General features: G+C 37.9%; 12 protein-coding genes. 4 read left to right on the top strand and 8 right to left on the bottom strand.

Going from position 1 to position 13,559, the window contains the following annotated elements; all coding sequences use genetic code 11:
- Positions 1-21: 21 nt before the first annotated feature.
- Both H5088_RS16895 and H5088_RS20465 read right to left on the bottom strand, forming a co-directional pair.
- Positions 22-480 (bottom strand): GNAT family N-acetyltransferase, encoded by a 459-nt coding sequence (locus H5088_RS16895; RefSeq protein ID WP_182692573.1) that lies wholly within the window; start codon positions 478-480, stop codon positions 22-24.
- A gap of 112 nt (positions 481-592) precedes the next feature.
- Entirely contained in the window at positions 593-964 is a 372-nt protein-coding gene (locus H5088_RS20465) for an energy transducer TonB (protein WP_182725422.1), read from the bottom strand.
- Between the two features lie 400 nt (positions 965-1,364).
- Here H5088_RS20465 and H5088_RS16905 point away from each other — a divergent pair, with 400 nt between their 5' ends.
- Positions 1,365-2,678 carry a M20/M25/M40 family metallo-hydrolase gene (locus H5088_RS16905; RefSeq protein WP_182692671.1) on the top strand — a complete coding sequence of 438 codons (1,314 nt, stop codon included), beginning with the start codon at positions 1,365-1,367 and terminating at the stop codon, positions 2,676-2,678.
- Between the two features lie 64 nt (positions 2,679-2,742).
- Here H5088_RS16905 and H5088_RS16910 read toward each other — a convergent pair whose 3' ends face one another.
- The 5 genes from H5088_RS16910 to H5088_RS16930 all read right to left on the bottom strand — a co-directional run bounded on the left by H5088_RS16910 (position 2,743) and on the right by H5088_RS16930 (position 6,710).
- Positions 2,743-3,540: a response regulator gene (locus H5088_RS16910; protein WP_024597448.1), complete on the bottom strand. Its 798-nt coding sequence runs from the start codon at positions 3,538-3,540 to the stop codon at positions 2,743-2,745.
- Positions 3,541-3,661: 121 nt separating this feature from the next.
- Entirely contained in the window at positions 3,662-4,378 is a 717-nt protein-coding gene (locus tag H5088_RS16915; RefSeq protein WP_182696521.1) for a Sir2 family NAD-dependent protein deacetylase, read from the bottom strand.
- Entirely contained in the window at positions 4,375-5,391 is a 1,017-nt protein-coding gene (locus H5088_RS16920) for a kelch repeat-containing protein (protein WP_154902982.1), read from the bottom strand. Before H5088_RS16920 ends, H5088_RS16915 begins: the two co-directional genes overlap by 4 nt.
- A gap of 108 nt (positions 5,392-5,499) precedes the next feature.
- Entirely contained in the window at positions 5,500-5,685 is a 186-nt protein-coding gene (locus H5088_RS16925) for an epimerase (protein ID WP_024594980.1), read from the bottom strand.
- Between the two features lie 149 nt (positions 5,686-5,834).
- Positions 5,835-6,710 (bottom strand): sensor domain-containing diguanylate cyclase, encoded by an 876-nt coding sequence (locus H5088_RS16930; protein ID WP_024603384.1) that lies wholly within the window; start codon positions 6,708-6,710, stop codon positions 5,835-5,837.
- Between the two features lie 479 nt (positions 6,711-7,189).
- On the opposite strand from H5088_RS16930, the gene H5088_RS16935 reads away from it, so the two are divergent.
- The 3 genes from H5088_RS16935 to H5088_RS16945 are packed head-to-tail and all read left to right on the top strand — an operon-like array spanning position 7,190 to position 11,813.
- The gene (locus tag H5088_RS16935; protein WP_182692675.1) at positions 7,190-9,250 is read left to right on the top strand and encodes a TonB-dependent receptor domain-containing protein; all 2,061 of its coding nucleotides are present in this window, start codon (positions 7,190-7,192) and stop codon (positions 9,248-9,250) included.
- 9 nt (positions 9,251-9,259) lie between these two features.
- Positions 9,260-9,787 (top strand): YfiR family protein, encoded by a 528-nt coding sequence (locus tag H5088_RS16940; protein ID WP_024596128.1) that lies wholly within the window; start codon positions 9,260-9,262, stop codon positions 9,785-9,787.
- 4 nt (positions 9,788-9,791) lie between these two features.
- Entirely contained in the window at positions 9,792-11,813 is a 2,022-nt protein-coding gene (locus H5088_RS16945; protein ID WP_182753860.1) for a bifunctional diguanylate cyclase/phosphodiesterase, read from the top strand.
- Between the two features lie 251 nt (positions 11,814-12,064).
- Here the strand turns inward: H5088_RS16945 and H5088_RS16950 are convergent, their stop codons facing one another.
- A complete protein-coding gene (locus H5088_RS16950) occupies positions 12,065-12,700 on the bottom strand; it encodes an isoprenylcysteine carboxylmethyltransferase family protein (protein WP_182753862.1) in 636 nt (211 codons plus the stop codon).
- Between the last annotated feature and the right edge of the window lie 859 nt (positions 12,701-13,559).

Here is a 13,559-nt window from a genome sequence, read left to right on the forward strand (position 1 = left end):
TTCGGCATTAATAAAAGCTTGTTAGCTGCTTTTTAGATTGCGTTCTAAGAATACAACTCTCGTTTTACCCAGCTTTGCCGTTTTAAACTCAGAATAACCACGGCGTTTATACATCGCTAAATTAGAAGCACTAAACTCCCCTGTAAAAAGCTCGACACGATTAGCTTCTGGAAATACAGTTTCAAGTGAAGAAAGCAACTTAGAGCCAACACCCTGGCCATGCAGTTCAGGCCATACCGCCATGCGTCCAATATGACAACTACCAGCTTCTAAGCGAGCTTGACCGCTTGCCAATAACTTACCGTTATCAACAACTTTCAAAATGATTTTCTTCTCAAAGTCTGCTTTCAGTTCATCAAGCGTTTGAGTTAAAGGCGGGATATTAAAGTCATTATGCAGTTCAGCTTCTGATTGATAAGCTACGCGCTGAAGTTCTAGTAAACATTCTGCATCTTCTATTGTGGCGTGAAATATTTCCATATACTCAATTCCTTTTGGCAACTAACGCCCATATTAACAGGCTAAAAATAGTGGGCTAAAATGTAAGCGAAGCGAAACAGCCCGCTGTTTTTAGTCCTTGTTGAATTGCTTGTTATATTTTAAATTCAACTGTTTCTTCTCGGTATACTTTCACAGTTTTACCGTTTAAAAGCGCAGGTTTATAAAGCCATTTACCAAAAGCTCGTTTAGCTTCTTTTTCAAATAAACCTTTGGGTTGAGAATCTAAAACTTTGATCTCCGTCACCTTACCATTCTCAGTTATAACGGCCGACATTTTTACCCAACCCTCAATTTTTTCTTCCAACGCTTTTTTAGGGTACATGGGAGAGATATGAACAATCCATTTAGAAGGAGCATTAACTTGATCAAGTTGATAAACAGTCTGGTCTGCATTTTGATCTACTTGAGTCGACGCACAGCTGATTAAAGTTGAACAAATTAATATTGTTAGAAATTTACGCACGAATCATCCTTAAAATATAACAATTTAGTCTACGACATTTGTCGCTTTACAAACCGGCAAATGTCCTTATATTACAATGACTTTATCCTAGCTATAAAATAAACAACTGTAAACAGTTAGTTAGCTTCGCCTTACCTTTTCTAAATGCAGCAAAACCCCAAAATGGTGGAGATCAGTAATACCAGACAAATCGTTGTTTATTTATACAGCTTGGTTGTTAGTTAAAAGGTTATATTTTAAATATCTGTGTTTAAACCAACAACGCGTACACCCCAAAACTCTTAAACTTGTAACTCGTTATTGCTTATAAAATTTGTTAAAAATCACAATCACCTTCTATTGAATCCTGTGTATTTTTACTTCATATTAAATACTCTTATTTCTCACTTATTATGCTGTTATGTCATTTTTAAAATTTAGCCATGCACTTATCCTCACACTTGCTAGTACCTTACCGCTTACAAGCCATGCGGCGCTTGATAAAAACGAGCGTGAAATAGTAAAACAGGTCGATAAAAACATTCCTCAAGCACTTAAAGAAATAGAGCAAGCCGTAAATATTAATAGCGGTTCGCTTAATATTGAAGGTGTAAAAAAAGTAGGTGCGCTGACAAGCGAGCAGCTTAAAGCCATAGGTTTTAAAGTAGAATGGCTGGATGGCAGTGCGTTTAACCGCGCAGGTCATGTATTAGCAACCCATGAGAGTAAAAACCCCGATGCAATAAAAATACTGATGATCGGCCATCTAGATACGGTATTTGCCAAAAACGATAACTTTACTACCTACAAACAACTTGATGCCGATACAGCCAGTGGCCCAGGCGTTGCCGATATGAAAGGCGGTAACACGATAATAATTACCGCACTTAAAAGCTTACAAGCCCTTAATTTACTCGAAAATGTAAGCATAAAAGTATTGCTGACTGGCGATGAAGAAAGCAGCGGTCGCCCACTTAGCTTATCTAAACAAGCTATTGTTGATGCAGCAATTTGGGCTGACGTAGCGCTTGGCTATGAAAATGGCGATAACAATATAAAAACAGCTATGGCGGCGCGCCGTGGTTATACCGGCTGGACGCTAAATGTAACGGCAAATGCAGCGCATTCGTCGCAAATATTTAGCGACAGCGTTGGTTATGGCGCTATTTACGAAGCATCACGCATTTTAAATGATTTTAGAGAGCAACTTGCCACGCAACCTAATTTAACATTTAACCCAGGGCTTATTGTGGGCGGTACCAATGCCGACTACGACAGTGCTAACTCGTCAGCAACGGCGTTTGGTAAAAGCAATGTAATTGCACAAACCGTGCATGTTGCAGGTGATTTACGCGCACTTTCGCCAAAGCAGGTAGAAAGCGCTAAAAGGGTTATGCTACAAATTGTGGCTAAAAACTTAGATGGCAGTAGAGCAGAGCTTATTTTTGAAGACGGTTACCCGCCAATGGCATTAACTGATGGCAATAAAAAGCTATTAGAATTATACAGCGACGCAAGCCACGACTTAGGCTTCAACAAAGTAGTAGCCGCCAATCCACGCAATGCAGGTGCGGCTGATATTTCGTTTGCGGCAAATCATGTTGATATGGCACTTGATGGTTTAGGTTTGATGGGCAGCGGCGCGCATACTAAAAACGAAACAGCCGATTTAACCAGCCTTGATAAAAACATTAAAAAAACTGCATTACTCATTTATAGATTAGGAAAACTGTAATAGTAAATGTATTTTAAAGATGAGCGTAGGCCAAATAATAACCGTCCTACGCTTGTACTAACTTTTAAGACATTATTTTAAACAATAATTCTCGCACTGTGGCCGGTTCAAACGGTTTATCACAAATAGCATCAACTCCCGCTTGAGCAATATTAGCTAGGTGAGTGTCGTTTGCCTCTGAGCTCACCATTAAAATAGGAATATGTGAGTAGCTATTTGAGCTTCTAACGGCTTCTGTTAGTTCTCGCCCGTCCATTTCTGGCATGTTGTAGTCGGTTACTATTAAGTCAAACGGTTGGTTATTCAAGTGCTCAATAGCTTCTTTACCGTTTTCAGCTTCTATTGGTGCAGGTATTCCCATCCCTGCAAGTACGCGTATTATGTGTTTACGCGCAAAGCGGCTGTCGTCTACCACTAAAACTCGCAGCAGCGTTACGTCAAAATGATCAAGTTCTACTTCTTCTTCGCTTATAATATCAAGGGTTGCTTTGAGTGCGCGGGTAATGGCTTTTGCGCTAAAAGGCTTTGGCAAAATAGCCAGCACACCCGATTGGCGTAATTGCTCAAGGTATTTTTTATTACGCTCGCTCGATATAAGCATAAAAGGTTGATGCTCGGTGATAAGATTTGATCTTATTTCTTGCAATAGTGAGTCGGCTGTCCCGTCAGATAAATACATAGAGCTTATAACTAGATCAGGGTGATAACTTGCTAATAAGCTAAGCGCTTGTGTTTGTGTAGATGCAGTTTCAACTTGTTTTACACCACTTTCTAAAAGCGATTTTATTATTATTTTTTGCTGAACCTCTGAAGGCTCTACAAGTAAAATGGACAAGTTTGCTATTGCAGTTAAGTCGCTCATTCAGATCTCTTTAGTATTGTTATAATCAGGATAATAATAACATTTTTGACTCGTTAATATTATATAAAGAGATTGTAATATTTAAGAAAACATTACCAACCCCTTTAAAATATAGCACTTATTAATTAGATTGAATGTAATCTAATGCATTCATTTTTTTATATGTGACGTTAGCGTGCAAAATATGTGCAGGTTCAGGGTCAACCACTTCAACAGGAATGTCGTAATTTCGGGCTATTTCAATTGCCATTTGCGTAATATTGACGCTAAACGAGGTGCCCATAAATACAATTTTATCGGCGTTGAACATACGCTGTTGTGCTTGTGTTATTCTGTAAAGCTCGGTGTAGTATTCGTCAAATAATAAAACAAAGGGCTTAAATGAATGGTTTAGCTCAGGCGTTTGGTTTTGAATATTAAATAGCTCAAAAAGAGACTCTTGCAGGCAGTTTTCGTCTACGCTATCCCACGGGGTGGCAAGTGGCGTGACTGGCTCACCTTGCTCATGAAATAAGGTCATTTGATCAAGCCTGCCGTGTATCGCTATGTAATTTTTGTTACCCGCTTTGCCATCAAGCCCATCTATGTTTTGAGTAATTAGGTTTTTGTCACTTAGCCAATGGTGTACGTCGTTTGGGCCATGGTTGCGATACGTTGCAAAGCGATGGTAATACCATGCTAAAAACTCTTTTGGGGCGTTTTGATACATTGCGCGCGTTGCCATTTCCATAGGCGTATAATTTTTACTGCCAATGGTCCAATAACCATCCTCCCCTCTAAAGGTGGGAATACCACTGGCTGCGCTGACTCCCGCTCCTGTAATGTAAAGAGTGTTCACTTTTCAACCTCGTAACCGAGCACGTTAGCGCTTACTTGCTGATTATTATCTATGCCGCCAATTCGATATAAAACCCCACTGTGCTCAAGTAAGCCACGATGATCCATGCTCTTTACTTCAACTGGGGATAAAATCTGCCATTCGTTTTTTTTGATACTAAAGCGCCAAACATGGTCACTTGCTGGTGCAGGTTTGCCGTCGTAACCTATTGCGCTGTAGTTATATGGGTTATTAGAGCCTGCCATCATATAAATATTGCCATTATAGCTGGTGGCTGCCATTCGGTAGTGAGCAGTGCCTGTTGGATGTGGCAAGGTACGCCAATCTATTTTTTGTGGGTTAGTTGAATCTATTGTGCCTTTTAAGCACTGTGCTACACCTGCAAACGAGCGACGCGAATCAGGATTAGCTTGTGTTTTAACGCCATCACAAATAACAATGGTGTTACCACTAATAGCAGCGGCTTGGCCAAATACAGGCTCACCTAAAAATGGCGAGGCTTGTTGCCATGTATTATTTTGCGTGTCGTATACTTGTACTAAGTTTACGTTGCCGTCGTTATGCCAACCGCTAATTAGATAAATGTAACGCGCTTTGTAGCTCAGCGCTACGCTATCGTCTACGGGTACTGGCATGCTCGCAAGATGAGTGTAGGTATCTTTTATTACGTCGTACCTATATACGTCGGGGCTTGAAACTTCAGTATGATCCTCTGCTACCGTATAGCCGCCAAACACATAAGCGTACTCGCCTAAGCCGACTGCGGTGCTTGCTAAGCGCCCTTTTAATGGCAAGCTTGAAGGCACACCAGTTTTAGATTGCCACTGTGAATCGCCAACTTTAAGCGTCCACACTTTGTTATGCACTGACGAGTATTGTTTATCGCGCCCCAGCCCCATAAAGCTTAAAAAGTAGGGCTGGTTTTTTACAATAACTTTAGCCACAGCATTATTTGCAACAGGCTCAGGTAAAGCGGGAAGGCTTGCTAACGCAAGAGAAAAAAGAAGGCTCATAAGGCAAATAATTTAATAAGAATTAATACGCTCAGATTAAATTATTTTAGCCTTGTGAGCCAGTATTGTTATATCAAAATAATCAAACGCTTTTGATTAGTAACCATATTAGTAGGCAATACTAATATGCTGATTTACGTGTGCTGCATTTTGCGCTACATCAACCATTGCTGTTGCGTAATCAGTGACCGAAACTTTGCTTTCGCCTGCATCATTAGTAAAAAATGTATTACTGCCTATACGGTAATTGCCTTCATTATCACCCAGACATAACTTGTGCAGTTTATTTATCAAGGAACTACCTACAAACTGCTGTAAGAGCATTTATAGATTTTTAACGCAGCGCTGGAAAACCGCTATTAAAAATGTGGCGCTAAGTAATGTATTGTAGTTAAGGGCGTTGTGAAGATGAGCTGTCTAAGGTGGTAGTTCAGCATAATTTTTTAAGGTAAATAGGTTACGTTATCTAAGCCTTGTTGTTTATTTTTGTACATAGCTTGATCAGCATATTTTATAAGTTCGTGATCTGTTTGGCCGTGCTCTGGGTAGTTTGCAATGCCAATACTGGGGGAAATATTTAGTAGTACGTCATCTAACTTAAAGACAGCTTTAAACTCAGTGAGGACTTTATTTTTTATTCTGACGGTTTCGTGGCTAGAACTTAAATTATCTAAAATAATTAAAAATTCGTCTCCACCTAAACGCCCTACTGTGTCGTAATGCCTAACCGACGCTGAAAGCCTTTTTGCTATAGCACATAAAAGCTTATCGCCAGTTTCGTGTCCGTGGGTGTCGTTTACTGCTTTAAAGCCATTTATGTCTATAAACAGTAAAGAAAAAAATGTGTTGTTTGTAGTTGCACTAATAATTACTTTTTCTAATCGCTCCATCAATAAAGAGCGATTAGGCAAACCAGTTAACACATCGTGCCGAGCCATGTACTGGAGCTGCTCTTCCATTACTTTTCGCTCAGTTATATCGTGCGCTACTGCAATTCTTACTTGATGTTGCTCTGACCAACGAACAGACCATAATATATGGACTATTTGACCATCTTTTCTCATCCAGCGGTTTTCAAAGCGAGGGTTTACCGTTTCGCCAGACAATAGCGAAGTTACGGCGTTATGCGTTTTGTAATGATCACCTTCGTAAACATAGTTAATCATCTTTTTGCCTACAACTTCGTCGGCCGTATAACCAAAAATTTGCTCAAATGCTGCGCTTACAAAAACAAATGTGCCTTGTTTATCTACCACACAAACGGCATCAAGCATTAAATCGAGTACTTCTTCTACATTAATTAATTCATTTTTTATCATACTTTGGTGCCTTTAAAGCAAAACCAAGCAAATTTAAGTATTCTATATAGCTTTAACAAAAGCAAAGATAATTAAACCACAATCGCAGATAACACAGAGCTAGGTATAAATTGTGCCCATATAATTAATATTGCTTTGAGAAGCATGACACGAAAAAGTTAAGATTAAATATTTAATAACCATAAATACTTTGAAGTTATTCTGAAATAGACTAAATTTTAAGTCGTATATAAACATATAACTATCAGCTATTTACATTTTACTGACTCTTTAATAAATATACTTATAAAGTTCATTTAACTATATTTTTACAGTTCAATTGGGCGAAATTAGACCTTTTAACTACTACAAAATTAGTTACCTTGATTTAATCTCATTTATGCTTTTACACTGTTAATATATGTTAATATTGTGTGATATCACATGTATTACAAAAACAAAGACTGTTTTTGATTTTTGATTGCGCAGGAGACTTTTGGGTGAAAATATCACAACGTTTGTTTTGGCCATTACTTTTTGTTTGCCCTCTCTTAACGGCCGAGCCGTTTGAAGATGAAGACCTCGATCTTGATGCTTTAATGGGCATGGATGTACAAGCAACTTCTGCGATGAAAAGAGCGCAATCAGCATTTGATACCGCTTCATCTATTTATGTATTAAGTAAAGAACAAATTACTAACTCTGGTGCTACATCAGTACCTGAAGCACTGAAAATGGTGCCTGGTTTAATTGTACGTCAGCTCGATAACAATCAATGGGCTATTTCATCAAGAGGTATTGCCTCTCGATTTTCTAGCAAACTATTGGTTATGATTGACGGACAAAGCTTATATACCCCAAAATTTGCTGCAGTTTATTGGGAAACACTCAACGTTCCTTTGTATGACATTGAACGCATTGAAGTAATACGCGGACAAGGCGGATTACTTTGGGGTAGTAACGCAAATAATGGCGTGATTAATATCATTACTAAAAACAGTATTGATACTCGCGGTGGATACGCAAACGTAACAACTGGTAATCAAATAAATGTTGATGCAAATCTTCGTTACGGTGGTGATATAAGTAACATAGGCAGCTACCGTGTGTATGGTCATGTAAAAGATGCGAATGAATCAAAAAAAGGGATCTTACTCGCACCTAACGATACAACTAAACAAAATTCTTTAGGTTTTCGGGCTGACTTTACCCCTAATGATGAGTGGTCTGCGCTACTACAGGGGGACGTTACTCACTCAACACTTGGTCAAAACTACCGAGGTGTTATAGATGAAACCAACGAAAACATTTCATTCTCAGATGATTTAAAGCGAACAGACTCACGCATAATGGCACGCCTTGAAAACAGAGTGTCGCCCGATGCCAATCAAATGCTACAAATTTCTTGGCTGAAACAAAATGGTTCCCAAGATTATATTAAAGAAGATTTTGAATCGATAGATATTGATTATCAAATGAACTTCATATACCAATCTCTACAGCTAGATTGGGGATTAAACTACCGGTATAACTCTATCTCTTTCGCAGAAAGTGTATTTTTAGATAGCGATAAAAACTTTGATAACCTCAAACAGTTTGGTGCACTTGTTCAAGCTCAATACAATGTGACGCCTGATACACTCGATTTTATTATTGGTACTAAGCTTGATCATAACGATTTAACTGGCTGGGAAAATCAACCGTCAGCAAGGCTTATATACAAACCAGTAGATAACCACCTTACTTGGGGTGCTATATCGAGAAGTGTACGTACACCAACATTGATTGAATTTAACGACAACTTTAAAGTTAATGGTACTGAAATTAAAGATCTTACCGGTTTAAGCTCTGGCTTTGGACAAATAGACGACTACCGAATTGCAACCTACCTAAATGGTAACGACAAAGTTAAATCTGAAAACTATCTATCTTATGAATTAGGCTACCGTTTTACTGCTAACGATTGGTCATTGGATCTTTCTACTTATTATACCGATGCTAATAACGTAGCGGTTATTGATATGAATACGCATGCTGAACAATTCACACCTATACTTGAATTATTTCTAGCAGGGAGAATCCCAGAAGTATTTCAAGCACTAACAATGACTCGCATAGATTTAGACTTTGCATCTGTAGCAGACACGACCACTAAAGGGTTCGACCTAGTTGTATCGTGGCAACCTGTTGATAATCTCAATACTGAGTTTGGTTATAGTTACACCGATTATAACTACGATTTACCTCCTCGAGTAGAGCCCGCAATCGGCTATGACTCTAAAAACAGGCAGCTATTTGCAAAAGCCGATTATTCTTTTTTAACCAACCATAATGTGTTTGCGACATTGCGCGCAATAAACTCAAATGCATATAACACTGATAATTACACAACGTTAGATGTTAGTTGGAATTGGCAAGCAACACCTGTGTGGTCTACTGCAATTTCGGGTAAAAACCTCTTTGCAGGTTCACATATTGAGTACAATAATACGCGCGAAACCTATACATTACCAAACTATATTGATGAATGTATTACATTTACAATTTCAGCAAATTTCTAAGTTAATTAGATGATTAAATTAAGAAGTTTAATTCACAGTAGCTTAATAACGTTGACACTTCTTAGTGCCAGCGTTGGCGCTGTTGAAAAAGAATACATGCTAAAAGCAGGCTTCTTATATAACTTTGCACGTTTTGGACACTGGGATTATCATTTAGAATCTCTTAATGAATTTATTATTTGTAGCCCTGATAAATACTTTATTGATGCGGCTAACAACGCTTTAAAAAGTCGCACTATAAAAAACTTACCTCTATACAATAAATTAATCACTCTGGATGAAGTAACAACCTCGGCGTGTAACATGCTATTTATTACCTCTGATACATTTATCGAATGGCAAAACATAACACCTTTAGAGCTGAAAAACGTTATGCTCATTGGTGAAACAGACACATTTATTGAAAATGGCGGTCATATCAGGTTTTTTCTTTCCAGTGGTAAAATTCGCTTTGAAATTGCTCCGAAACAGCTTAAAGATGCAGGCATTACTATGAGCTCAAAAGTGCTACGCCTTGCCCGCGTTGTAGATAGGTAGCGCAATGAAAAAACTATTTGCATTAAATACGATGAGCAAAAAATTACTATTTATCTTAATGAGTGTTGCACTTGTATCAACCGCGACAGTAACCATTGTATTTAGTGCTTATGAAATCACTAGCGCTAAAGAGGAACAAATAGAAAGCTTGGGCTCTCTGTCAAAAATGCTTTCACCGAATATAACTACAGCACTTATGTTTGATGATATTGATGCAGTGCAAGAGCTTATAAACCCAATACTTATACGCTCAGATGTTATTAGTATAATGGTAACAAGTGTGACTGGTGAGCAACTTGTTATTGCGCAATCCAAAGATGAAGATATGGAGCAAAGTATTGAAGTAAGTACACCCCTTCAGCTCGATATGCATGATTACGGTATATTAAAAATACGCGCTAACAACAGCTACATTCAAGACAGAATTACTTTTTACTTTAAATTTATAATGATTTTGATGATATTCACCTTTGCCATCAGCCTAATTTTATCTCTTTTATTAAGGCGTCGCTTTTTAAACCCTATTTTATATTTAGCTCAAACAGCAAATAAAATAACCACATCACATGATTATAGCTTACGCGCTAAACAGCTATCACAAGATGAAGTAGGACAATTAACCTCTTGTTTTAATGCGATGTTATACAACATTGAGCAAAGAGAAAATTCATTAGAAAACCAAGTTAGACTGCGTACTAATGAACTTGAAAATGCGAATATTCAGTTGCAACAATATGCCTACCAAGATGGATTAACCGACTTACCGAACAGGCGTTATTTTTACGAAAAACTACAAAGCTTAGTAAGTATTAAGGGAATGAAGTTCGCCCTTATATTCATCGATTTGGATGGCTTTAAAGAAGTAAATGACAGCCTAGGTCACGACTACGGTGATTTACTCTTACACCAAGTAGCCACAAGACTGCAAAGTTGTATAACGACTAAAGATACAGTCGCACGTTTAGGTGGTGACGAATTTACATTAATTTTAGAGGGTGTAAATAGCCCGGATGAAGCATCAAAAATTGCCGAAGCTGTAAAAAGCAGCTTAATGCAGAGCATTAAAGTAAAAAAAGAGACAGTCTATGTTACTGCAAGCATAGGTTTAACATTTTTCCCTGCTGATGGTTTAACAGTAGAAGAGCTCGTTAGACGCGCTGACCAAGCGATGTACTTGTCTAAAAATAAAGGGCGGAATCGCTATGAATTTTTCTCTTATGCTATAGAAGAAAAAGCCACAGAAAAGCGTCGCCTAATAGAAGAAATACGAATAGCAATCACTCATAATCAATTTGAATTATTTTACCAACCTATATTTTCAATTGACGGGAAATCAGTACCAAAAGCTGAAGCCCTAATTCGTTGGAATCACCCTGAACGAGGCCTAATAGGGCCAAATGAGTTTATACCTGTCGCTGAAAAAAACGGATTAATAAACGATATCGGCCAATGGGTAAAATCTCAAGCAATTCAAGATACCGTCCAATTCAATGTTTTAAGTGAAAAGACAATTCAAGTCAGTGTAAATACATCACCTCTTGAAATTGACCGCGCTGGTTGCTGGGTGGATGAATGGATTGTTGCAAGTAAAAAGTACCAACTACCCGCAAACACCATTTTAATTGAAGTCACTGAAAATACTTTAATGGATCCCGACTCGTCAATACAACGACAATTAAAACGCTTAAGCACTATTAATATAGATATTGCAATTGACGACTTTGGTGTTGGTTATTCTTCTTTGGCGTATTTACAGCGCTTAGATATAGATATTTTAAAAATAGATCGCTCATTTATCAACGATATAGAATCAAACGATAATAGTATTGCTCTCGTGAAAGCTATTATCACTATGGCTCACAATCTAGACGTAATGGTAGTTGCTGAAGGAGTTGAGACACAAAAACAGTATGACCTATTAAAGCAGCTTGCTTGTGATTATATTCAAGGCTACATTTTTTCAAAGGCAATTACTAAACAAGAGTTTATGGAAAAGTATATAATACCAATCCGCAATAATACTTAATCATTTTGCGGGGCTAAACGGGTCGCTACCTGTGTTAAAAAATTCTCATTTAGAACAACTAAATAGCAATTTTTTTGCCTAGCTATCAACACGCTTTACATCCTCAAAATAGATCACTTAATTAAGCGAATTGGTATAAAACAAAAAGAAGTGATCTTATTTATGTCTATCGTGCTAGATTTTAGCAAGCCAACACAGAACACTTCTTTACTTTTGCCTTAAAAATCACGTATTTAAAGCTCAATCCCAAGCTATAACCAGCGAGGGACTAGTTGTTTATACTCTTTATATTCTATAGAAAAACGATGGGCTAAATGAGCCTCTTCAACTAATGTTTGTCTATATATAGCTGTAAAACCAATAACTAAACAGGTCAAACTAAATATACTAGGTAAGGCTAAAAAGAACCCCACCTGTGCAGCTACAACGCCTAAATACATCGGATTCCTAGAGTATTCATATAATCCTGATGTTTTAAGCTCATGTGGTCCCTTAGGATCAATTCCTGAACGCCAAAGTGCTGCCATATGAAAATGTACAAACATCGTTAAAATAAAGCCTGCTGTCAATAATACATCGCCAAATAATACGCCTGGCCAGCCATTGAGTATTGGGAATAGCCCAAGATAGCTATCTAACTCAGGTACAAATACTCTAATTACACATACAAACCAAATAGCAGCCCTGAAAAATTTAAAAACCATATGGTTCCACCAACTAGTACAAAATTTATCACCGGGATAAATAACGCCTGATGGTGTATTTCGATTTTTATAAATAATTCTAAATGTATAAAATCCGGCAACAAAAGTATAAAAAATAGCTAAGTAAACTCGGGTAAATTCAACTAGCGATGCAGAGTCATCTACAAATGTTTCATAAGGCATTTAAGTTACAGCTCACAATCATTATTGGTAGTAATTTTAAAACAACTAAGCCAATAGATTTAGTTATAAGATCATGAAATCATATTAGTATTCATTGCCCTCATAAACAAGCTAAGTCTGTGGTTAGTTAACGAGTTATAATGAACTAATCAAACTAATTTATAAATTCTGTTTGATACTTCACCTAAACAACTGCTTACACAAACCGAAAACGTAAATTCGGTAGTTCACAATTTTGTTTTTATACCAATTCGCTTAATTAAGTGATCTATTTTTCCGCCCTACTCGATGGTGTTGGTATGAGTGTATATTAATTGCGCATATTTTACTTTTCTGCAGACGTAAAAAAGCCCGACGATTTCTAGTCGGGCTCTCTACAATTTGAAATCGGTGCGCTACGCAGTAGGATGTCGTAGTGCCCACAGCTGTGGAGAGCCACATAACAAATGCCACACTATCGTTGTGTCGGAGTCGTTACGCTCGCCCGACCTATGTGGTAGGTGATGGGTATTGATATGAGTGTGTGTTAATTGCGCACATTTTACTTTTCTTCAGACGTAAAAAAGCCCGACTATTTCTAGTCGGACTCTCTACAATTTGAAGCCTAGTAATGTCGTAGTGCCCACAGCGGTGGAGAGCCACAGTGTAATGCTACACTCTCTTTATGTCGGGAGTCGCTACGCTCGACCTACCTACGTGATGGGGGTTGCTGTGAGTGTGTGTTAATTGCGCATATTTCACTTTTCTGCAGACGTAAAAAAGCCCGACTATTTCTAGTCGGGCTCTCTACAATTTGAAGCCTGGTAATGTCCTACTTTCACATAGCAAATGCTACACTATCATCGGCGCTGTTTCGTTT

It is taken from the genome of Pseudoalteromonas sp. SR43-3 (assembly GCF_014163875.1).
Lineage (GTDB): Bacteria > Pseudomonadota > Gammaproteobacteria > Enterobacterales > Alteromonadaceae > Pseudoalteromonas > Pseudoalteromonas distincta.